The sequence below is a fragment of the Microcoleus sp. Pol1C5 genome (genome assembly GCF_036701115.1).
Lineage (GTDB): Bacteria > Cyanobacteriota > Cyanobacteriia > Cyanobacteriales > Microcoleaceae > Microcoleus.
Genome location: NZ_JAUBQE010000010.1, coordinates 1 through 21,478, shown reverse-complemented (window position 1 = coordinate 21,478; position 21,478 = coordinate 1). Strand labels below are relative to the sequence as shown.

20 protein-coding genes are annotated in these 21,478 nt (G+C 46.3%); 9 read left to right on the top strand and 11 right to left on the bottom strand.

The annotated features are described in order from the left end of the window. Positions 1–221 precede the first annotated feature (221 nt). The 4 genes from QUA23_RS07900 (at position 222) to clpX (ending at position 4,263) form a co-directional block, all read left to right on the top strand. On the top strand, positions 222–461 hold the full coding sequence (locus QUA23_RS07900; RefSeq protein ID WP_333075059.1) for a hypothetical protein: 240 nt from the start codon (positions 222–224) through the stop codon (positions 459–461). Then, on the top strand, positions 458–1,873 hold the full coding sequence (gene tig, locus QUA23_RS07895) for a trigger factor (protein WP_333075057.1): 1,416 nt from the start codon (positions 458–460) through the stop codon (positions 1,871–1,873). The genes QUA23_RS07900 and tig overlap by 4 nt, the downstream gene beginning before the upstream one ends. A 347-nt stretch (positions 1,874–2,220) precedes the next feature. After that, a complete protein-coding gene (gene clpP / locus QUA23_RS07890; protein ID WP_333075055.1) occupies positions 2,221–2,910 on the top strand; it encodes an ATP-dependent Clp endopeptidase proteolytic subunit ClpP in 690 nt (229 codons plus the stop codon). Positions 2,911–2,919: 9 nt separating this feature from the next. Beyond that, positions 2,920–4,263: an ATP-dependent protease ATP-binding subunit ClpX gene (gene clpX, locus QUA23_RS07885; RefSeq protein WP_333075054.1), complete on the top strand. Its 1,344-nt coding sequence runs from the start codon at positions 2,920–2,922 to the stop codon at positions 4,261–4,263. A gap of 90 nt (positions 4,264–4,353) precedes the next feature. On the opposite strand, the gene QUA23_RS07880 is transcribed toward clpX, so the two are convergent. After that, entirely contained in the window at positions 4,354–6,432 is a 2,079-nt protein-coding gene (locus QUA23_RS07880) for a DNA polymerase III subunit gamma/tau (RefSeq protein ID WP_333075053.1), read from the bottom strand. Between the two features lie 536 nt (positions 6,433–6,968). On the opposite strand from QUA23_RS07880, the gene QUA23_RS07875 reads away from it, so the two are divergent. After that, positions 6,969–7,880: a hypothetical protein gene (locus tag QUA23_RS07875; RefSeq protein ID WP_333075052.1), complete on the top strand. Its 912-nt coding sequence runs from the start codon at positions 6,969–6,971 to the stop codon at positions 7,878–7,880. A gap of 17 nt (positions 7,881–7,897) precedes the next feature. On the opposite strand, the gene QUA23_RS07870 is transcribed toward QUA23_RS07875, so the two are convergent. The 4 genes from QUA23_RS07870 to QUA23_RS07855 all read right to left on the bottom strand — a co-directional run bounded on the left by QUA23_RS07870 (position 7,898) and on the right by QUA23_RS07855 (position 12,496). Next, positions 7,898–8,620 (bottom strand): DevA family ABC transporter ATP-binding protein, encoded by a 723-nt coding sequence (locus QUA23_RS07870; protein ID WP_333075050.1) that lies wholly within the window; start codon positions 8,618–8,620, stop codon positions 7,898–7,900. Between the two features lie 91 nt (positions 8,621–8,711). Continuing rightward, positions 8,712–9,872: an ABC transporter permease DevC gene (gene devC, locus QUA23_RS07865; RefSeq protein WP_333075048.1), complete on the bottom strand. Its 1,161-nt coding sequence runs from the start codon at positions 9,870–9,872 to the stop codon at positions 8,712–8,714. Positions 9,873–10,043: 171 nt separating this feature from the next. Continuing rightward, positions 10,044–11,687, bottom strand: coding sequence for an HlyD family efflux transporter periplasmic adaptor subunit (locus tag QUA23_RS07860; protein ID WP_333075047.1), 1,644 nt, complete (start codon positions 11,685–11,687; stop codon positions 10,044–10,046). Positions 11,688–11,758: 71 nt separating this feature from the next. Beyond that, on the bottom strand, positions 11,759–12,496 hold the full coding sequence (locus QUA23_RS07855; RefSeq protein ID WP_333041658.1) for a phycocyanobilin:ferredoxin oxidoreductase: 738 nt from the start codon (positions 12,494–12,496) through the stop codon (positions 11,759–11,761). Positions 12,497–12,624: 128 nt separating this feature from the next. Between QUA23_RS07855 and tatA the strand changes: the two genes are divergently transcribed. Then, on the top strand, positions 12,625–12,816 hold the full coding sequence (gene tatA / locus QUA23_RS07850; protein ID WP_190734631.1) for a twin-arginine translocase TatA/TatE family subunit: 192 nt from the start codon (positions 12,625–12,627) through the stop codon (positions 12,814–12,816). A 61-nt stretch (positions 12,817–12,877) separates the two neighbouring features. Here the strand turns inward: tatA and panB are convergent, their stop codons facing one another. From panB to QUA23_RS07825, 5 genes are all read right to left on the bottom strand, one after another. Beyond that, complete coding sequence (gene panB, locus QUA23_RS07845; protein ID WP_190660554.1) at positions 12,878–13,654, bottom strand: 3-methyl-2-oxobutanoate hydroxymethyltransferase; 777 nt, start codon at positions 13,652–13,654, stop codon at positions 12,878–12,880. Positions 13,655–14,164: 510 nt separating this feature from the next. Next, positions 14,165–14,629: a hypothetical protein gene (locus QUA23_RS07840; protein WP_333075046.1), complete on the bottom strand. Its 465-nt coding sequence runs from the start codon at positions 14,627–14,629 to the stop codon at positions 14,165–14,167. A 21-nt stretch (positions 14,630–14,650) separates the two neighbouring features. Beyond that, entirely contained in the window at positions 14,651–15,484 is an 834-nt protein-coding gene (locus QUA23_RS07835) for a hypothetical protein (RefSeq protein WP_333075044.1), read from the bottom strand. Positions 15,485–15,580: 96 nt separating this feature from the next. Next, on the bottom strand, positions 15,581–16,015 hold the full coding sequence (locus QUA23_RS07830) for a hypothetical protein (protein WP_333075043.1): 435 nt from the start codon (positions 16,013–16,015) through the stop codon (positions 15,581–15,583). A 64-nt stretch (positions 16,016–16,079) separates the two neighbouring features. Then, the gene (locus tag QUA23_RS07825) at positions 16,080–17,837 is read right to left on the bottom strand and encodes a serine/threonine-protein kinase (protein WP_333075042.1); all 1,758 of its coding nucleotides are present in this window, start codon (positions 17,835–17,837) and stop codon (positions 16,080–16,082) included. Between the two features lie 629 nt (positions 17,838–18,466). Here QUA23_RS07825 and QUA23_RS07820 point away from each other — a divergent pair. From QUA23_RS07820 to QUA23_RS07810, 3 genes are all read left to right on the top strand, one after another. Further along, a complete protein-coding gene (locus QUA23_RS07820; RefSeq protein ID WP_190660564.1) occupies positions 18,467–19,897 on the top strand; it encodes a form I ribulose bisphosphate carboxylase large subunit in 1,431 nt (476 codons plus the stop codon). Positions 19,898–20,033: 136 nt separating this feature from the next. Beyond that, positions 20,034–20,444 (top strand): RuBisCO chaperone RbcX, encoded by a 411-nt coding sequence (gene rcbX / locus QUA23_RS07815; protein ID WP_333041668.1) that lies wholly within the window; start codon positions 20,034–20,036, stop codon positions 20,442–20,444. A gap of 45 nt (positions 20,445–20,489) precedes the next feature. After that, positions 20,490–20,825, top strand: coding sequence for a ribulose bisphosphate carboxylase small subunit (locus QUA23_RS07810; RefSeq protein WP_333041670.1), 336 nt, complete (start codon positions 20,490–20,492; stop codon positions 20,823–20,825). Positions 20,826–20,947: 122 nt separating this feature from the next. Here the strand turns inward: QUA23_RS07810 and QUA23_RS07805 are convergent, their stop codons facing one another. Next, positions 20,948–21,325 (bottom strand): hypothetical protein, encoded by a 378-nt coding sequence (locus QUA23_RS07805; protein ID WP_333075041.1) that lies wholly within the window; start codon positions 21,323–21,325, stop codon positions 20,948–20,950. Positions 21,326–21,478: the final 153 nt, after the last annotated feature.

Below are 21,478 nucleotides of genomic sequence, written 5' to 3'. Positions count from 1 at the left end.
GAGAGGATAGCAATGGTGCAGTTAACCTAAAAGGGCGATCGAACTTCCCGATCGATCCGTGCGATCGTAGCCAATGCCAGTTTAGCATCTTTTGCCGCTCGCCCACGCCCAATCCGCATCCGGTTAAGTTTTGCGATATATCTGCATTTTCGCAGGCGCATCCATTGACTTTAACTAGCCGCAGAGGGCGGCAAGATTGACATCACAGGGCGATATGTGCTATGGTGCATCGGCAATTAGTGGACTTAACCTCCACATTCCTAGCAGCAAAAGCTAGTATCCTCAAACCAAAACTATTTGGCAAGAGCCAAAAAAGTAGCCGGCAAGGACTTACAGTCTCATCCGGTAAAGGTGTTGTAGTTGTGCCGTTACGAGTCAAAGCGTACAAAATTAAAATGCAGGCAAAGTCAGATTTGTATGTATTTTATTACACTATTGTTAAATATCACAAAAGCCGATGAAAGTAACCCAGGAAAAACTTCCAGCTAGCCAAATTGGTCTGGAAATCGAAGTACCGTCAGAAAAGTCAAAACAAGCTTACGAGCAAGTAATTAAACAATTTGCTCGCGAGGTTAATATTCCTGGGTTCCGCAAAGGCAAAGTTCCCCGTCAAGTTTTGCTACAGCGCCTAGGCCAGACTCGTTTGAAGGCGACGGCTTTGGAAAATTTGATTAATGATTCCCTGCAAAAAGCCCTCGAACAAGAAAAAATTGCTGCAATTGGCAGTTTTGAACTTCGCACCGAGTTTGAAGAATTACTAGCTAAGTTCGATCCAGAACAGCCTCTGATTTTTTCAGCGAAGGTTGACGTACAACCCGAAGTGAAACTGGGTCAGTACACAGGTTTGCAGCTTCAAGCAGAAGAAGCTAAGTATGATGAGGCTCAGGTAGATGAGGTACTGGCAAAATATCGATCGGACAAAGCTGCTTTAATCCCCGTAGAAGGCCGGCCGGCTCAGTTGGGAGACATGGCTTTGGTTGATTTCTCCGGTAGATTTGCGGAAGCACCAGAAGGCGAAACTCCCGCAGAAATTCCCGGCGGTCAAGCAGAAGATTTTCAAGTAGAATTATCGGAAAATCAGTTTGTACCGGGCTTTATCCAAGGCATGATCGGGATGAATCCAGGAGAAACTAGAGAAGTTTCCGTGCAGTTCCCAGATGAGTATAGCAGTGAAGAACTAGCAGGAAAACCCGCAGTCTTTACGATTACTCTCAAAGAACTTAAGGAAAAAGAATTGCCGGAGTTGGACGACGACTTCGCCCAAGAAGTCAGCGAGTTTGAAACTTTAGCAGAACTGCGCGAATCGCTCGAAACTCGGTTTAAAGCAGACCAAGAAAACAAGACATCAGCTAATAAGGAAAAAGCTATATCAGCAGCCCTCGCGCAGCTAATAGACGTGGAAATCCCAGAAACAATGGTCGATCGCGAAATCGATTATTTGTTGAATCAACAAGCCGTCCAATTGAAAAATTACGGCATAGATATCAACCAACTGTTTACCGAAGAAAATATGGGCCCGATGCGGGAACGCTCGCGCCCGGAAGCAATCGATCGCCTCAAGCAGAATTTAGCTCTGGCAGAAGTAGCCAAGCTGGAATCCTTATCTGTTGAACCAGCAGAAGTAGCAGCCGAAGTAGCAAAAATCAGAAAGCAGTTTCCCAAAGGAGATTTTGACCCCCAAAGGTTGCAGGAATTTGTAGCAGAAGACTTGCTCAAACAAAAAACCCTGAAATGGTTGGAAGAAAAAGGAACAATCGAACTCGTACCTGAAGGCTCTCTGACTCCTGCTGCTGCAGAATCAGAAGAATCAGACGCTGAAGATTCAGCAGAAGCAGCCACGAGCGTTGAAGTGGAAGTCGTAGGCGAAGAATAGAACTTAATGTGTTCAAATGTCCTAATTGGGGGCATGAAATGAACCGCGATTTTAACGGCGCACCCAAGCCTTAACTACAAGCTCCGGGTGCGCCCGATCCTTACTAAAAGCTCGCGGTGTCCACTAGAAGCAGCGATGATTTACCAGTAAGTATTATAACTCATTCACCCCGCGAGCCTTGCGAGTCACTCCAGCGTTGCGCCCACCGCAGAAAGCACTTTCAAAACTCAAAACTCCCCATTCCCCCGATATCCGTTCAGAAGAGGCATAATAGTTAAAAGCTGGCGGCTTAATTTAAAGCTTTCATCAGCAGCAGCAAATTGTCTAGAATCCTTGACTGGTGTCTTATGGTTGTATCTCAATCTTCCAATTACCTAATTACAAGCTATAACGATTTTGATGTCAGTTCCAGCCCCAGCAATGTAGTGCCGATGGTACTAGAACAGTCGGGGATGGGCGAACGGGCTTTTGACATTTACTCGCGCTTGCTGCGGGAGCGAATTGTGTTTTTAGGAACTCCCGTAACCGACGAAGTTGCTGACTCGATAGTGGCTCAGCTATTGTATCTAGATGCCGAAGACCCAGAAAAAGATGTCCAAATGTACATAAATTCCCCCGGCGGCTCGGTGACAGCCGGCATGGCAATTTATGACACAATGCAGCAAATCCGCCCAGATGTGGTAACGATTTGTTACGGTTTGGCAGCGAGTATGGGCGCATTTCTACTGACAGCAGGAGCCCACGGTAAGCGGATGTCTCTTCCGAGTTCCCGGATTATGATCCACCAGCCGCTTGGAGGTGCTCAAGGTCAAGCAGTTGATATTGAGATTCAAGCCAAAGAAATCCTTTATCATAAGCGTAAGCTGAATCAACTGCTAGCGCACCACACAGGTCAACCGATCGACAAATTAGAGGCTGATACAGAGCGCGACTTTTTTATGTCAGCCGAGGAAGCCAAAAATTACGGTTTGGTCGATCGAGTTATCGCTAAAGAAAACCTTCCGGCGGCGGGAGAGAATGTCACTGCACTGAATTAAGAGGCTGTTATGTCTAAGTACGACTCCCATCTAAAATGTTCGTTTTGTGGCAAGTCTCAAGAGCAAGTACGCAAGTTGATCGCAGGGCCCGGGGTGTATATCTGCGACGAATGCGTAGACTTGTGCAATGAAATTTTAGATGAGGAGTTGTTTGATTCGAGTGCAGTGCCTGCTGCTGCGGTGGCTCCGAAGCAGGAAACGACGCCAAAGCGCCGCGGTAGCTCGGGCAAAAGTATGTCCCTGAGCCAAATTCCCAAGCCGAGGGAAATTAAAAATTACCTCGACGAAAACGCGATCGGGCAAAATGAGGCGAAAAAGGTGCTCTCGGTGGCTGTTTACAACCACTACAAGCGCCTGAGCTTTATCCATGCCAAAAATAGTGGCAAGCACCCGCCGGAAGAAGTAGAACTGCAAAAATCGAATATTTTGTTAATCGGGCCGACGGGCTGCGGAAAAACTCTGCTGGCTCAGACGTTGGCGGATATGCTAGACGTGCCGTTTGCGGTGGCTGACGCGACGACGCTGACGGAAGCGGGCTATGTCGGGGAAGATGTGGAAAATATTTTGCTGCGGCTGCTGCAAGTGGCAGATATGGACGTGGAAGAGGCGCAGCGCGGAATTATTTATATTGATGAAATTGACAAAATAGCCCGCAAGAGCGAGAATCCATCGATTACGCGGGATGTGTCGGGTGAAGGCGTGCAGCAGGCGCTGCTGAAAATGCTGGAGGGGACGATCGCCAATGTACCTCCCCAAGGCGGCCGCAAGCATCCCTACCAAGACTGCATCCAAATTGACACTAGCAATATCATGTTTATCTGTGGCGGTGCTTTTGTCGGTCTGGAGAAAGTAATAGAGCAGAGAACTGGCAAAAAGTCAATGGGTTTTATTCAGCCCGGAGAAGCTCAGCCGAAGGAAAAGCGGGCTGCTGATGTACTCAAGCAACTGGAACCGGATGATTTGGTGAAGTTTGGGATGATTCCTGAGTTTATCGGGCGGGTGCCAGTGGCGGCGGTGTTGGAACCGCTGGATGAGGAAACGCTGATGGCGATTTTGACTGAGCCCCGAAATGCTTTGGTTAAGCAGTATCAAAAGCTGCTGAAGATGGATAATGTGCAGTTGGACTTTAAGCCGGAGGCAATTCGGGCGATCGCCCAGGAGGCATACCGCCGCAAAACTGGAGCACGGGCGCTGCGCGGAATTGTCGAAGAATTGATGTTGGATGTAATGTACGAGTTGCCGTCGCGCAAGGATGTTGCCCGGTGTACGATTACTAAGGAAATGGTCGAGAAGCGATCGACCGCCGAGTTGTTGGTACTTCCGTCTTCGCTGCCCAAGCCAGAGTCAGCTTAAAAGTTTTCACTCGAAATATTGATAATACCGACAAATTGAAACCGTCGCTTAGATACCCGACTTCTTCAAGAAGTCGGGTATCTAACAGATTTAAAAATCTACGATCTCATCCTCATCTAACTCAGAAGATAACTCGGGAAAATCCGGTTCAGGTTCCAATCTAAAAGTTTCCGACTCCCAAATCTCCAAGTCATCCGACAAATCGACTACTTCCCCGTCAAACATAGCAGCCAATTGCCTAGCCGTATTCGCGACATCTTGAGCATCAGCACGCACCGCTATAGCCTGAGCGTTAAAGTCATTTTGAGAGTCTGTAGAGCCGTTTGTGAGCGATCGCGATTCATAAATTGCCGGCACATTAACGGCGGTATTTTCAGCCGCTGGCGGGTATTTTTGTTCTTCTCCACCATTCCCCAAAAAATTATCTGTAATCTCAGAATCCGCCGAGTTTTGCACCTGTTGGCCCGCATCATCCGCAGGAGTAGAATTCCTAGGATTTTCGCCAACACGTCCGTTAGAAGTTGCCAAATTCTTGGCGCGGGAACTATTAGTTTCAGCGGGATTTGTCAATCCCAATTTTACTATTACTCGACGGTGAAAAACTTGCAAAAAAGCTTCTTCAAGATTAGCTACTTTGCCTTTAACCATATCGAGCAACGGCTGCGAACTAATCTTAACATAAGCAGCCTCATTGCTAAAAATTACTAGCTGTCCATGTTGGCGAAGCAGTGCTTGAGTGCCATTCGGTCGCACGCGGTCAAGTACCTGTTCCCACACTCGATTTAAATCGATTTCATCGCCTGAATTAGTCGGTGAATAATTTGTTTGATTCGTTTCAGCAGTTGGTACAGGTGCGGGAATCGCTGCAGCAGGTGTGCTTTCTATTCGATTAGCCACAGGCGGCGATTGAGGCGGAGGATTTTGCGAATTGGGAACTGAAGATTGTTCAATATGAGATGTCTGGCTTCCCCCCGATTGTAGGGGCGGTGCCCCCGTGCCCGCCCTGGGTTGGGAGGGGTGAATTTGTGATGGAGTAATATTTTTAGATGGTTCCGCTGTTGGTTGCTGCTGAGTTCTAATTGCTGAGGGCAACAATCCCAATAGCGTTACTTCCAGCCACAAACGCGGCTGAGTAGTGTTTTTAATTTGCACTTCGTGGGTTTGCAAATGTTTCTGACCTGCCAAAATCAACTCGGCATCCCAATTGCGAGCAAAATCCCCCAGTTTTTCCCAAGTTGCAGATGTTAAAGCTACTAAATCTGACCGTTTCGGTGCAGCTTTGGCTATTAGCAAATCTCGGTAAAAGCTCGCGAGACTTTGCAGCACGATTAGCGGTTCCCGACCGCGATCCATGAGGTGTCGGGTCATGTCTATTAGGGCTGTAGCGTTATCTGTATCAATAGCTTGTAGCAAATCCATTAAGTCATTTTCTGGGACGGCACCGACTAAATCCCAAACTTTTTCGACTGTTACTTCACCCTGAAATAAGCTCAGTTGGTCGAGCAAACTTTCGGCATCTCGCAGACCACCTTGGGCGATTTGAGCAACCATTTGTACTGCATCACTGGCAATATTGATATTTTCTAATTTGGCAATTTTGTGCAAATGGGCAATCATTGCATCGAGGGGGATGCGACGAAAGTCGAACTTTTGGCACCGAGAAATAATAGTTGGTAATACTCTTTGTGGGTCGGTTGTGGCGAGGACGAATACAACGCGATCTGGCGGCTCTTCTAATGTTTTTAATAAGGCATTAAATGCCTGGGTACTGAGCATATGAACTTCGTCGATTACATATACTTTATAGCGGCATTGTACGGGAGCAAATTGAGCTCTTTCAATTAAATCCCGAATGTTATCTACTCCCGTGTTGCTGGCGGCGTCAATTTCGATGACATCTAGTGTCGAACCTCGGGCAATTTCTTGGCAAACGTTGCATTTGCCGCAGGGTGTGGGTGTGGGGGCAACCGTAGAAATACAGTTGAGGGATTTGGCGAAAATTCTCGCACTAGATGTTTTACCGGTGCCTCTGGGGCCGGTGAATAGATATGCTGGTGCTATACGCTCTTGTAGGATGGCGCTGGTGAGGGTTTGGGCGATCGCCTCTTGACCGACTAATTCGGCAAATGTCTGAGGGCGATATTTGTGGTGCAGGGGTTCGTAAGTCACGATCGAATATGGGTGGTATTAGCTGTAATCTTAGCTAAGGAGACGTTGTTCGATCGCACCACAGCTCGACTTTCACAGCAAGCCGCCCGGTGGGCTGGCACGGCGGGAGTCAGCCAACAGTAGGAATTATCACTCTCCAACGTCCGCCCCTCGATCGTCCGGGCGATCGGCTGTTCTCCTTGATGTTTTCCGCTGCTGGCTCCCAGAGTTACTATTAATTTATGTGTATTTCTTTTTATTTTGCTAGAAACGGAGACCGTCGAACAAACATTTTTTTAGCTGTATAGGTATAATATATTACAGACAATTCACCATTTCTATTGGCCAGTGCCAGCGCGCGATTTTCCGATATTTCGGAAACCTGCTTGCAGTTAAAGATAAAGTATTAATTAGAGGGTGCGTGCTCCAGTTGCAGAAATCCAGTTGTACCAAGATGATGGTGGAATGATGTCAATGTTGGTTGATCCAGTTGCACTACCAGCTCTACTCTGGAGTCCTGTATAAATATAGCGTCAAATTTTACCCTTTAAAAGCCCATGTCAACCCAAATAATCCTTGTAGAACCAAGGTTGGCAGTAGCCTCTCCCAAACCTAAAAAGGCTAAACCCGGAGATCCGTCCTCAGACCAACTCTTAATGGGAGGGTCGGGATTACTGTTGTTATTGCTTATCGGTTTAGCGGTGTTTACCAAGCTAAAACTCGACGATTTGAGTAAAAAGCTCAAATTTGAGGAGTTTAGAAATCGAGAACTCCAGAAAAAATACAAAATGGCTCTGGAAACCATGTTAAAGATGGAAAAGAATCCCGACCTTATCCACTCGCGAGACTTTAATTTAGACTACCTGAGAATGCGGATGGCGGAAGAAGTCTTTCACTTTGCCATTGTGAACCAGATCAAGGTAAAAGTTAAAGAAAAAATTAGTATTGCCCTGCGTCCGACTCAGGGGGCAGTGGGAGATAAAAATGGGAATGCGGGCAGCGGCAGGCAAGTCGATTCGATGTTTGATATCGAATACGAAACTGGCGATCCGGCAATAAAAATAGAAAAACGCGTGCTGTTTCGGATTCAAATTAAGCTGATGAAACTGCCGACTCAGGCAACATCGGCGACAATTAATCAAATTATTGACTGTTTGGAAACTTATCTAAGTCCTTCAGACGATCACGACAGTTGGCAGCCAACAATTCAAGGTCGCATCGTTCATATTGAGTGGGATCAAAAAGCCAAGCCGACGCCGATGTTGGTGCTGGAACAGTCGAATGAAGGGGTGAATGTTACCTTTAGGACTACGAGAACGCCTGCCGGCAGACCTACAAATGCCAATGATAGCCAATTGGTAGGAGCTAAGGGTCAAAAAAGTGGCAAAAGTAGTTCTAAAACTCCAGCCAAAGGTGCAACGAAAAGTCCTGCCAAGGTAGGAGCAAAGCGTCCCGGTTCTCGGAAATAAGTTTAAGTGGATTAATATTATTTTCCCGAAAGAATGCCGGTTGTCACCGTTGTTGATGTGTCTTGTGCGAGGTAGCCGTCTTCCATGTGAATAATGCGATCGGCTATGTCTAAAATGCGGTTGTCGTGGGTTACAAGCAAAATAGTGCAGTGCTGTTCTTTTGCCAAACCTCGCATAATTTCTACCACATCTCGACCTGATTTACTATCTAGTGCTGCTGTGGGTTCGTCTGCTAAAACTAATTTTGGCTGGCTGACTAATGCCCGGGCGATCGCAACTCTTTGTTTCTGGCCACCAGAAAGACTGTCCGGGTAATAATCTATTCTTTCTCCCAAGCCTACAGCTTGCAGCATTCCCTCTATTTTATAATTAGTTTCTTGGGGAGAAAGATGACTGTGCAATTCTAAAGACATTTGCACATTTTGCCTAGCTGTCAAGCATTTGAGCAAATTGTGAGCTTGGAAAATATAGCCGATGTCGCGCCGGACTTTAACTAATTTATTTTTCGGCGTTCCCCGCAATTCTTGGTCGAGAATTTTAAGACTACCTTCTTGGATCGATCGCAAAGCTCCAATCAAGGTTAACAATGTTGTTTTCCCAGACCCCGAAGGGCCAGTCATCAGCACGATTTCGCCCGGATAGATTTCTAGGTTAATGTCAAATAAGGTCTGTTTACGAAGTTGTCCTTCGCCGAAGGAATGATTGAGATTTTTAATTGAGACAACTGGTAAAGTATTCATTGGTAATTTGTAGCTGTTAATTCGTAATTGGTAATTGGTATTTCCTTCTTCCTTCTTCCTTCTTCCTTCTTCCTTCTTCCTTCTTCCTTCCTTAAAAAATATCCGCCGGGTCAGCCGCCTGCAACTTCCTAACTGCGATCGCCCCCGACACAGCACACATGACAACTGTCATAATAAAAACAGTCATAGCTTTCGCCAAAGTCATATACATCGGCAAACTCGTAGCACTTCTCCCTAAATTGTACAGCACCAAAGAAACTCCAAACCCTGGCAAATAGCCAAGAATTGCCAAAATCAAAGCCTCTTGAAACACCACACCCAAAAAGTAAATATCCTTATATCCCATCGCCTTGAGCGTAGCGTATTCTGGTAAATGATCGGTAACATCAGTATAAAGAATTTGATAAACAATCACTATCCCAACGATAAACCCCATTGCCGCGCCGAGTGTGAAAACAAATCCGATGGAGGTACTTTCCTGCCAATATTTTTTTTCAAAATCTACAAACTCTTCTTTAGTAGAAATTATCACATCTTTCGGCAAAGTTGCCCTCATTTTATCAACAACAGCCTTAACATCTGTTCCCGGCTGCAAGTGAACAATACCTATATCGATTAAACCTCTTGTTCTCCGCGTCGAAAAAATCCGCATAAAGTTCAAATCGCTGGTGACAAGATTTCCGTCGGCACCGAAAGAGGCCCCTATAGTAAATAAACCATCTACCCTAACGCGGCGATTGTCAACTTCAGTTTCAACAACTTTTCCCTGTTTAAAATATTCTGCTACCGGCCCAAACTCCGGCCGGGAAGCTTGGTCAAATAAAACCACATCCGAAATTTTGATTTTGTCCAAATTATTTTGGATTTCAGGCAGATCGAAGATGGGATGAGCAGGGTCAAAACCGATTACCATCAATTGGCGGGTATTGCGCTGGTTGGGGTCGGGATTTTTCCACAATCCAAAGCCTAAATATACGGGACTAATTGCTGTAACGCCGTCAAAACTCAAAGCTTGATACAAGCGACGCTGGGGAAAACTTTTCATGGCTATTAAAGCCGTAGATTGAGTGCTGGTGATAAAAATATCCCCTTTTAATTGCGAGTGAAAGGTGATGGAGCTTTCAAATAGCGCGTCTCTAAATCCAAACTGCATAAACATTAGCAAGTCAGCAAATCCAATGCCGGCTAGCGCGATTACTAAGCGCATTCTTTCGCGGGTTAATTGTGCCCAAGCTAGTGGTATTTTTGCCATAAGAGTCTATTTTAGATTTTAGATTTTAGATTTAGGAGGGAATAATTTTAGGACTTAAGCACGGGTGTTGAGAAACCTGTTTTTTTCCCCTTATATTTGATTCAAACCCTTAATATCCGTAAAATACCCGGTTGCTTGAGTCCCCATCCGTAAGTTGTCTCAACGTAAAATTTAGATATTTATTTTGACTTCAACCTGCAAGTTTGTTAGGGTTGCAACTTTCTTGCTCGATTCCGGATCGAGGCGAATTCTAACTTCGATAACTCTCGCGTCGGTGTCGGCGGCGGGGTCTGTATTAAGGACATCTTTTTTGCTGATTTGTTTGCCGATGCGATCGACTGTTCCTTCCACAGTGCCTGTAAAAACCGGGCTGGTGACTGTTGCGCGCTGACCGTTTCGCACTTTGGCGATGTCGGTTTCGTAAACTTCTGCTACGGCGTACATTTGATCGGTGCCGCCTAGTTCTACGATGCCATCTTGAGTGTTGACACTTTCTCCTTGTCGGCTGTGAACTTTGAGGATGTAGCCGGATACGGGTGCTTTGACGTAACTTAGATTTAAGTCTACTTGAGCTTTTTGTTTGGTGGCGATCGCACTTTCGACGGCGGCTTGGGCGGCTTGCACGTCTTCGGGACGGACTTCAGCAATTTGGTCTAGATTTGCTTTGGCTTGATTGATTTGTTCTTGGCCAGTTTCTGCTTTTTGTTTTAGTATTGCTTCGGCTTGATTAATTTGTTCTCGTCCTGTTTCTATCTTTTGATTTAAGGTGGCTCTGGCTTGGTTAATTTCCTGCCTGCCTGTTTCTAACTTGCGTCGGAGATTGGCTCGGGATTGATTGATTTCCTGCTTGCCTGTTTCTACTGTTTGTTTGATTGTTGCTTTCGTTTCGACTATTTGCTCTTGCAGTGTTTGCACTGTTTTTTCTAATATAGCTTGCGCTTCTTTTACTCTCTGGCGAGCCGTCTCTGCTGCTAAGCGTTTGGTATCGTAGGCGGAAGCAGAAATTGCGCCTGTTTCTGAGAGTTCTTTATTGCGTTGTTCCTCGGCTTCGGCATTGGTTAATTCGGCTTTTAGCCGATCGACTGTAGCATTTTGAGAGGCAATTTCGCCGCGCAATTGAGCTTCTAGCCTAGCCAATTTGGATTGCTGCACCTCTGTTTCTCTTTGGAGTTGTGCCTCAAATTTGGCAAGATTAGCTTGTTCGGCTTCGGTTTCTCTTTGCAGCGCGGCCTCGAATTTGGCGACGTTAGCTTGTTCGGCTTCGGTTTCTCTTCGCAGTTGAGCTTCTAAGCGGGCGACATTCGCTGCTTCGCCTTCGGTTTCTCTTTGCACTTGTGCTTCAAACTTGGCAACTTCTGCTTTTTGAGCGCCGACAACGCCTGTTTTTGCGCCTGCTTGAATTTTCGCTAATTCTGCTTGTTTGACTTTGACTTCTTTGTCGGCTTGTTGGAGGATTGCTTGGAGCCGATCGCGCGTATCGAGAACTGCTATGATTTGTCCTTGACTGACTCGATCGCCCTCTTCCACCTGCAACTGTTCAATTCTTGCTCCCTCCGACGCAGAAGGGGCTGACAATTTGATAACTTCCCCCTGGGGAGTCAACCTACCCAAAGCGGTAACACTGTTGCGGGTGGCGACGGAAGTTGCAGCAGCCGCAGCAGCCGCTGCCTTTAACTCTTCGGCTTTTCTAAGTTGAGATACTTGCCAAAAACCGACTCCTGTGGTAAGGAGAGTGGCGGCGATCGCTAAACCGATGACTCCTCGCCCTGGGGGTTTTAAAAATGATTTATCCTTGACCCGTGATTCCTTTCCCATTACTTATAAAGTAGGTGATTTCCTGATTAAGTTTTTTTCACCCACTGTGAAGTATTGTAAACCAATTTCAGCTATTTAGGGATATCAAAAAGCACCTCGGTCATGTAATGTTCGGCCCAATCTTGACCGAAAGCTTTTTCGAGTACGCGGCGGGTTTTGTCGTTTTGCTGCTGCTGGGTGCAGTAGTAAATTTGAGCGTCGAGAATTTTCGATGCTTCGGCGGCAGAGACTGGTTCGGAAGCGACTGCCTGTTTGCAGTGAATTTCAACGTAGGATTCAACAATATCCAAAAACCGACTGTTTTCTTCGATCGACTCTGGCCGCACAAACAGACAAAATTCTGAGAAAATATCCCCCCATTCGGGAATTTGGCGGGGACAAGAAAATTGATCGATCGGCAATATTGCCAGTTGGGTTCGGTAGGTTTCCGACAAAGTTCGATCGGGATTGAGGGGAGAAAGGTCTGCGATCGCGGCGCTAACTTGGCCTTTGCCTGCTACTATATCGGTACCGAACATCGGCAAAGCATAATTCGGTCTGGGAAACATCACGCAGTGCAGAATGTCAAGCAAGGGCCCGACTTTAGCGAGTTCGAGGTGTATTTTGCGGAACTGGGGCGTTTGATAGCAGCGGTTTTCAATGATCAGTTTTTCTCCTTCCAAGCGGCCTTCTACATATCCCAACTCAGCGGGCAGGTGGTAGGGTTCGAGGTCTAGATAGCGGTGCCATACTGCTTCCATCCGGTCTGCTAAATCGCGGATGAGATGGTGCTGTTGGTCGCGCAGAGAAGGCTGGGATATTTCTAACATTCGTATTTATCGGGGGATAGCTTAATAAAACTTGATTCTACTGTTGCAAGATGCAGGAAAAAAGGTAGATACTTTAACAATATCAGTAGATTGACTTACGATCGAGCAAGTTTTACAGGAGATTTTGTATGTTTGGTCTGGGATTGCCTGAAATGGGCATTGTTGCGGTGGTGGCTATTCTAATTTTCGGCCCCAAGAAGATTCCTGAGTTAGGAAATGCTTTGGGCAAAACGTTGCGGAGTTTTAAGGAAGGGGTTGGTCAATCTGAGGATGAAGCTGTTGAGAAGGATAAAGAGGAAGAGGGCCAGCCGAAAGTGTAAATTAGGTTTGTAGTGAGGATTTTAGTCCTCTTTTTTAAGGGCTCAAGCCCTCACTAAGAACCTATTCGGGAAATTTGCCTTCTCTAACTTCGAGGGAATAATCTTTCACAGCTTGGGTAATTGTTTCTCGCAAATTGGCGTAAGCTTTCGCAAAAGGCGGCTGTTTTTCAGAAAGTCCCAACAAATCGGAAGTAACTAAAACTTGGCCGTCGCAGTGCGGCCCGGCGCCGATACCAATGGTGGGAATAGTTAGTTTTTGCGTAATTTGAGCGGCTAAGTCGGCGGGAATGTGTTCTAAGACTATCGCAAAGGCACCTGCTTCTTGAAGCGCGATCGACTCTGCTATGATGCGATCGGCTGCTTGGGCCGTTTTTCCTTGTTTTTTGTAGCCGAGTTGGTGTACCGATTGCGGAGTTAAACCAACGTGCCCCATCACCGGAATTCCGGCGGATGTTAGCTGCGAAACTGTGGCAGCCATTGCTGGATATCCACCTTCCAATTTTACAGCTTGAGCGCCAGTTTCTTTCAAAGCTCTCCCGGCCGAGTGCATGGCTTGCTGGGGACTTTCTTGGTAAGTCAAAAACGGCAAATCTACAACAATTAATGCTTGTTTAACTCCACGGCGCACAGCTTTAGCGTGGTGCAGCATTTCATCGAGGGTTATGGGTAGGGTTGTGTCGTAGCCTAAGACTGTCATGGCGAGGGAATCGCCGACTAGGATGATATCTACGCCTGCTTGATCGATGAGTTGGGCGATCGCATAATCATAAGCTGTCAGGGCAACAATTGACCGCCCTTGTTGTTTCCACTGAATTAATTGATGAGTAGTGACTGACATTTTAGTGCAAAAATATAATATTTTTTCTGGGTATTACTTATGATATCAAATCCGGGCGATCGCAGATTATATTATCGATCATTCTGCCATTGAAATCGCTTAATAGTCCAACTTTCCTTCCAGCAGAGGCGGACTAAGAGTAAGACGAGAAAATTAGATAAATTGTATACGCGAAAATAACTTTGCATTCCCTCTGCGGGCAAAAGAATTAACCCCTGATTTTTCAAGTCCCCTTCTCAACCCAAATTTTCCTGGATAATTAAGCCAAGTCAAGGTTCTTCTCCTGCAGGACTTTCTACACAATCATACCTGCCTTCTCGTCCAGCTACGGCAAAACCAACATTTTCTGGTTCCTATTGCTGGATTTCCTGGGACTTCACCAACTAAAGTTAAACTTAACTGAGCGATCGTACAATTCAGGGTACATATTATATCTATGTTTTAACAATATTGGTAACTGAGAGCGCTGTGGTTCTTTATTGTTTAATTTTGGTTGACAATTGTTGCACATTAATAGCAATAATGCTCTCTAATTATTGAATTACGAAGCTTCTGCCATTCTTGTTTAGAAACATCTGCACGAGTTTTGTCACCCGATGGATCGCGGATATCCCAAATTGTATCTGCAATCCGATCGAGCGATCGCCCATGAGAACGATAATCGAAGTCCCAGAAAGCATCACCGACGCAATCTCCTTGTGTAGTAATCATTTCTCGATCCACTGTATTACGAATAGCATTCCATTCGCGGATGTAGGCAGAAGAATCGTCAGATCGCAATTTGCGGCCTCCTAATTGAGGATTCACTCTATAAAAAAACCAATCCGTAAACCTATCCACAGCTTGAGTTCGTGATTCATAATCGCGCGCTGTAGCACAGTCTAGATTGGCAACACCGAGTACAAGGGCTATAGCTAATGCACACACCCCTAAAAACTGCGATTTTGACTTAATTGAAAGTGATTTAATTAGCACGATTAAACCCAATTAAAATTATCAATCTCCCCGATATCGCTGGTGATAAATCTTTTGTTGCCATCCATCTCTAGAACAAGAACTTCCTCCTGTTTTAGGTGCGATAGTAGATAAGCACCAATAAATTTTTCCATCAAAAATAACGCCTTTTTTGATATGTTGTAACTCAGAGAGAGGTTGCCACGGTCGCTCGATATTAGACTCATCATAATATCGATATTGTTTTCCCTTGACCTCTAAACCCTGATCCGTACCTCCCAACCAATAATGACCTTCTTGAATTATGTTTGATGAAGATTTTTGTTGATTGCTATCTGTCTTTTTCTCAATCCACCAATTCCTCACAAAACGTTTTGTATTTTCAGAAACTCTGGTCGTAGCGACGATAACTAGCAGTTCTCCTGGTTGATTGATAAACTCAAAACGACAAGGCCCCTCTCCTGTACCAGAACAATCCTTAATCTCTTGATATCCTAAATCAAATAGCTCTTTAACCGAACGATCTCTGAGGTTGGGTTGACCCTGTAAGCTTGGCTGCCACCGTTGTTGAATCAGGATTTGACGCGCCTCTTCGTATGACATACCTTGTTGAAGAGGTATTTTTTTATTGGAATTTACAGAATTTTCAAGACTGACTTGAACCTTTTCACTTAAAGCAACGATTGTTGAATTTTCTTCGGGATTATTGAGGATTTTTTTTTGACTGGCTGTATCGATTTTTGCACTATTTATGCTGGAAATTTGTTGCTGTGGGGCAGCACGGGCAAAACTTGTATATCCAATGGCGATTAGTCCAAGCCAGGCTGCAATAATTCTGGTTGTAACAAGAGTGCGATCGCATATCCAACTTTTCATACTCATCGGTTTAAAACCTTTCTTTTTACAGAGTTGTGTAGAAATGACCTCTAGGAATTATCTTCGATCAATGCTGCGGTGTAAGGCGATCGAGTCTCACAGTCCACAATTGGAAATATACATTTCGCGTCGAATTGCTGACCATTCACTAATGCCGATCCGATCGCTTTTGGGAATTGGCTGTCCGGTTCGTTGAGGATGGCGGCTGTAAAAAATTGTATCTGCAAGTAAATCGTAGGTTTGTTCGTAGGTTTCGCCGTTAATTGTCGTGAATTCCCATCCTGTATCTCCTGGGGCGGGCCTAAAGCAGACTTCTTGTACCGACTTAACTCGCGGATCGATCGCTTCGCGCAATCTCCGCCATTGATTGCTATATTCGCGATCGCCAGCTTGCAGTTTGCGATTGTTTAACTGAGGATTAACCCTGTAGAATAAGAAATCGGTCAATCGATCGACGGCTTGTTCTCGCGATTCGGCTTTGGCTAGATTGGGGCTGCTGAGGACAAGGGCGATCGCCAGAGCACCAACCATTGAAAATTTTGAGACAGACTTAATTGATAACGACTCGATTAGCATAGTGATTTGGTGTTAATTCCTACCGCCAGCCCAACCACCTGAGCACGGGCACAACTAAATAATGACTAACTCCCAAACAAAGCCCGATCGCACTTCCCAACAAACCAAAAAACACAATTGAACCCCAAACTTGCAGCCAGCCGAAGGTAACGTTAGACAGTGACAAAATCCCAAAGAAACTCCCCGGAAAAATGTTCCAAGCATTCAGAAACAGAAACATTCCCGTAGAAAAAACAGCCACTACCAAAGCGTGAACTAATTGATGGCTCCGCAAACCCATTCCCACAGTCAAAGATGCGATCGCAAAAGCTCCCAAAATAACCCCCTGCACACCGCTAGAAGCTGTTGCTTCCATCCAGCACAAACCCGCCAACAAATAACCCTGAGCTCCCATCAATCCAGACAGCCAATACTGTTTTTGCTGGCGAAAACTCCCCGCATCAGTCAAACCGATCGCAGTTCCCAATCCCGCAAACCCAAACAGCAGCACTTCCGGCCCGACAGCGAAAGTCATGTTAGGAATTAATTGCTGCAAACCTTCATTCAGAAAACTGGCAATTTCCGGGCCAATAGGCGAAGCATAACCCAAAACCAAACCGCCGATCGCCCCCGCACTTCCACCAACGGCACCGAGCACCATTTCCCAGCCGGTATCCAGAGAAGCTACCACGATTTGAGCGATCGCGCCGAACACAACACCAGTCAGGCTGACAGTTTTTTGCGCCCCCGCCACCACTATTTGCCGGCAGAATTCTAAAATAGCTTGACCGATTGGGGCGATCGCGATTTTGCCCTTACTCCTAGCATAAATCTCCTGCAAACGCGCCCGAACATCGCCAGCCGTCGCCGGACGCTGCTGCACGTTCGATCGCACCATATCGTCCAACAAATTCGCCAAAGCCGGACTCACAGATACAATGTGGCGCCACCGCAACTCTCCCGTCATCGGATCTTCAATTTCCGCCGGATACTTCCCCGTCAGCAAGTGAATGCAAGTCCGCCCCAGGGCATAAAAATCCGTCGCCGGCACGACACCGCCTCCCACAATTTGTTCCGGCGGACTGTACCCGGGCGAAATCAACCGCGTCGAACTCCGAGAATCTTTTCCCGCGGATTCGACACCGCCCATCTGTTTAACTCCCCCAAAGTCGATCGTCACCAATTGCAGTCCGCCCAAACCCTTACTCAGCAATACTTGGGGCGATGCCGGGTCGCGCAGCATCAAATTTGAGGGTTTAATGTCGCGGTGAATAATCTGACACCTGTGCAACTCCTCTAAAATTTCCACAGCTTGACTCAGCCAACTAAACACCCATTCCTGCGGACATCCTTGGGGGTGCTCGTCGAGAACCTCTTCTAAAGTTTTGCCGTGAATCTTTTCCATTACCAAACAAGGCAGGCGCCTCGCCGCAGGATTTCCCTCGCCGCCTGCAAAATTTTGGGTTTGGACGTGAAAATAACCGTCAGGCTCGACTCTAGGGACGCCCGGGTGCCGCAAAAGTGCCAAAACCCAAGCTTCTTGCTCGAACAGTTTCAGGGCTTTCGGGGAAGTTTCGAGCAACACTTTCAGGACGCGCTCGGTTTCTGTTTCTGTGTCCCAGACTGTGAAAATTGCTGCAAAACCCCCGGAACCGAGGCTTTCTACAGGCACGTAGCGATTTTTTAGTCGCAGGGGAGCCCCGCAACTATGACAAAAATTGTTGCCCCAAGTCTGAGGGTAGGGCCTTGGGCAATCTGGATTGATGCAGTGGACGGCTTTTGAAGGGGGGTGAGGCACAACCAGAGTAAAAATGGGGCTAAATATCCATAGTAGACTTACGCGCAGCTAACACCGAAACCCGGTTTTCAGCGAGGTTAAATGGCTGTAACGACGGATTTGGTTTGAGAAACGAGCTTGCTCTTGCTGCACAAGTCCTGTCCATATTATGTGGTATGCTGTCGATTTTTGAGTTGAGGGTCTGGAAGTCGCGGGATTTTAGATTTTAGATTTTGGATTTTGGATTTTAGATTGCATACTAGATTGCTGTTGAGATCGATCTCAACTGCCATCCACAACTTTAGGTATTTCTAACTACTTAGCCCAGACCCATTACCCCTTACTAATTCTGATTTTTAAGTATTAAATTCTTTACATAAACCGTATTGATTCGCTGTTCGGCTCGCTGCACCATATCTTTCGCTCAAGCGAAATTCCTCCCCGCTCTGCGATCCCCAGCCTTTCCTCCTGCATCCTTCGCCGCTGGCTTTTCATAAGATATGTTACAAATATTTGCCTAATGTAAAGCAAAATAAATAATACTTATGATGATTAAAAGAATATTAAAATTTGAGAACGCCACTTTATTGATATATTTTTAACAGCCTGCGATCGGGCAAAAAAATTAAGCGAATACTAGGAAGCGAGATATGGCTTACGCGCAAACCCAAACTCAATCAAAGGCTGGGTATAAAGCCGGAGTTCAAGACTATAAACTAACGTATTACACGCCGGACTACACCCCAAAGGATACAGATGTTTTGGCGGCTTTCCGGGTAACACCGCAGCCGGGAGTACCCCCTGAAGAAGCCGGCGCTGCTGTGGCTGCTGAATCTTCCACAGGTACATGGACAACTGTGTGGACTGACCTCCTGACCGACCTCGACCGCTACAAAGGTCGCTGCTACGACATCGAGCCAGTTCCCGGTGAAGACAACCAGTACATCTGCTTCATTGCCTATCCTTTGGATTTGTTTGAAGAAGGTTCCGTCACCAACTTGCTGACCTCTTTGGTTGGTAACGTGTTCGGTTTCAAAGCTCTGCGCGCTCTGCGGTTGGAAGACTTGCGGATTCCCATTGCTTACCTGAAAACCTTCCAAGGCCCTCCTCACGGTATTACCGTTGAGCGGGACAAATTGAACAAGTACGGTCGTCCTTTGCTGGGCTGTACAATTAAACCCAAATTGGGTCTGTCTGCTAAGAACTACGGCCGTGCCGTTTACGAAGTTCTGCGCGGCGGTTTGGACTTCACCAAAGACGACGAAAACATCAACTCGCAACCGTTCATGCGCTGGCGCGATCGTTTCCTGTTCGTTCAAGAAGCTATTGAAAAAGCCCAAGCAGAAACCGGCGAAGTCAAGGGTCACTACCTCAACGTAACTGCCCCCACCTGCGAAGAAATGATGGAGCGGGCTGAGTTCGCTAAGGAAATCAAAACCCCCATCATCATGCACGACTACCTGACCGGTGGTTTCACTGCTAACACAACCTTGGCTAAATGGTGCCGTCGCAACGGTATTTTGCTGCACATTCACCGCGCCATGCACGCAGTTATCGACCGTCAGAAAAACCACGGTATCCACTTCCGCGTGCTTGCCAAGTGCTTGCGGATGTCCGGTGGCGACCACCTGCACTCCGGTACAGTTGTGGGTAAACTCGAAGGCGAAAAAGGCATCACGATGGGCTTCGTAGACTTGATGCGCGAAGACCACATTGAAGAAGACCGCAGCCGCGGTATTTACTTCACCCAAGATTGGGCCTCCATGCCCGGTGTCATGCCGGTTGCTTCTGGTGGTATCCACATCTGGCACATGCCGGCTTTGGTGGAAATCTTCGGCGACGACTCCTGCTTGCAGTTCGGCGGCGGCACCTTGGGCCACCCTTGGGGTAATGCACCTGGTGCAACTGCTAACCGCGTTGCTTTGGAAGCTTGCGTCCAAGCTCGTAACGAAGGCCGCAACTTGATGCGCGAAGGCGGCGACGTGATCCGCGAAGCTTGCAAATGGTCTCCTGAACTGGCTGTTGCTTGCGAACTCTGGAAAGAAATCAAGTTTGAGTTCGAGGCAATGGATACCCTTTAAGGATTTTTGGTTGGAGATTTTAGGTTTTAGGTCGCAAACTTGCTAGGAAGTCTTTATCTTTGAAGAAGATTTACAAGTAAGTTTGCATCCAAAATCTAAAATCCAAAATCTAAAATTTGAGGGGGCTGGGGTCAAAATGGATCTCAAACAAGTTGCGAAAGACACCGCTAAGGTGCTGGCAAGTTACCTAACCTATCAATCCGTGCGGATGGTGGTCGCTCAGTTGAGCGAAACCAATCCTCCTCTGGCAATCTGGTTGAATGATTTTTCCACGAAGGCCAAAATCCAAGATGGAGAAGCCTACATTCAAGAGTTGCTTTTGGAAAATCAAGATTTAGGATTTCGGATCATGACTGTGCGAGAGTATCTGGCTCACGATGTGACAGAATATTTGCCAGAAATGGTTTGTACTGGCATTCAACAGGCGAATATGGAACACAGACGCCAGCATTTAGAGCGAACTACGCAACTTAATTGGTCTGTTCCTAGCAGTAATCCTGAAACATCAATAGATTCTGAACCGAATCTGGATAATTTGTCGAGTTAATCGATCGACAAGTGCGATCGAACACACACCTTAGAGATACAAAAAATGAAGACTTTACCTAAAGAGCGTCGTTACGAAACTCTGTCCTATTTGCCCCCGCTGACAGACGCCCAAATTGCCAAGCAACTCCAGTACATCCTGGATCAAGGCTACATTCCCGGCGTAGAATTCAACGAAACCTCTGCCGCTGAAATGCGCTATTGGACTCTGTGGAAGTTGCCTTTGTTTGGTGCTCGCAGCGTCCAAGAAATCATGACAGAAGTTCAAGCTTGCCGTCAAGATAATCCTGGTTGCTACATCCGCGTCATGGGTTTTGACAACGTGAAGCAGTGCCAAGTGCTGAGCTTCATTGTCCACAAGCCTAACACCAGAGGCTACTAAAAAGTATTGGCTGGCTAATCTAACTTTTAGGTTAACAGTCATGGCAGATTGGAGGCGGGGAATTTTCTCTGCCTCTTTTTTTATGTTTGTACTAAGGACTTTAGTCCTTCTTCTTCCTTCTGCTATAGCTTACAAATAGCTTTTAAAACTTGCAGCAACAAAACTGAAGGTTCGGGTTCCATCAAAGTCAAAAATGGCATTAGCTGATAGGTTGGGGGATTTCCTCTGCGGATATTGACGAACTGATAAAACTCTCCGCTAGTCGCCAGCCCCCAAACAGACTCTTGATATTCTAAACTTTTAGAGGGGTAAGTTAGAAGTTGGGGCAAACCAGCGCGGGGAGCAATTAGACTATTTTTAGATTCTATTACTAAAATCCAAAATAGTATATCAGCGGCAATTTGTTTCTCTTTATTGATTGCTAAAATGTCAAATCTGCCTGTAATCGTTGTGTCTTCATCTTCTATAATTATGTTAGCAATGTCTTGTTCTAGACTCATCTTGATTGGGCGGCGGTAGAAGCCAGCCAATCGCATTAAGGGAAACGTAGTTAAAGCTTGTACCAGTCCTTCAGAGACCTGGGGGGGTGACAAGGCGGTCAGGAGCTAGATAGAATCTGGGCGAGAGCCTTCATCCCCCGTTGATAAAAATGG

Coding starts and splice junctions, on each gene's coding strand:
- QUA23_RS07900 (WP_333075059.1), top strand. CDS start 222: ATGGTGCATCGGCAATTAGTGGACTTAACCTCCACATTCCTAGCAGCA.
- tig (WP_333075057.1), top strand. CDS start 458: ATGAAAGTAACCCAGGAAAAACTTCCAGCTAGCCAAATTGGTCTGGAA.
- clpP (WP_333075055.1), top strand. CDS start 2,221: ATGGTTGTATCTCAATCTTCCAATTACCTAATTACAAGCTATAACGAT.
- clpX (WP_333075054.1), top strand. CDS start 2,920: ATGTCTAAGTACGACTCCCATCTAAAATGTTCGTTTTGTGGCAAGTCT.
- QUA23_RS07875 (WP_333075052.1), top strand. CDS start 6,969: ATGTCAACCCAAATAATCCTTGTAGAACCAAGGTTGGCAGTAGCCTCT.
- QUA23_RS07870 (WP_333075050.1), bottom strand. CDS start 8,620: ATGAATACTTTACCAGTTGTCTCAATTAAAAATCTCAATCATTCCTTC.
- devC (WP_333075048.1), bottom strand. CDS start 9,872: ATGGCAAAAATACCACTAGCTTGGGCACAATTAACCCGCGAAAGAATG.
- QUA23_RS07860 (WP_333075047.1), bottom strand. CDS start 11,687: ATGGGAAAGGAATCACGGGTCAAGGATAAATCATTTTTAAAACCCCCA.
- QUA23_RS07855 (WP_333041658.1), bottom strand. CDS start 12,496: ATGTTAGAAATATCCCAGCCTTCTCTGCGCGACCAACAGCACCATCTC.
- tatA (WP_190734631.1), top strand. CDS start 12,625: ATGTTTGGTCTGGGATTGCCTGAAATGGGCATTGTTGCGGTGGTGGCT.
- panB (WP_190660554.1), bottom strand. CDS start 13,654: ATGTCAGTCACTACTCATCAATTAATTCAGTGGAAACAACAAGGGCGG.
- QUA23_RS07835 (WP_333075044.1), bottom strand. CDS start 15,484: ATGAAAAGTTGGATATGCGATCGCACTCTTGTTACAACCAGAATTATT.
- QUA23_RS07830 (WP_333075043.1), bottom strand. CDS start 16,015: ATGGTTGGTGCTCTGGCGATCGCCCTTGTCCTCAGCAGCCCCAATCTA.
- QUA23_RS07820 (WP_190660564.1), top strand. CDS start 18,467: ATGGCTTACGCGCAAACCCAAACTCAATCAAAGGCTGGGTATAAAGCC.
- rcbX (WP_333041668.1), top strand. CDS start 20,034: ATGGATCTCAAACAAGTTGCGAAAGACACCGCTAAGGTGCTGGCAAGT.
- QUA23_RS07810 (WP_333041670.1), top strand. CDS start 20,490: ATGAAGACTTTACCTAAAGAGCGTCGTTACGAAACTCTGTCCTATTTG.
- QUA23_RS07805 (WP_333075041.1), bottom strand. CDS start 21,325: ATGAGTCTAGAACAAGACATTGCTAACATAATTATAGAAGATGAAGAC.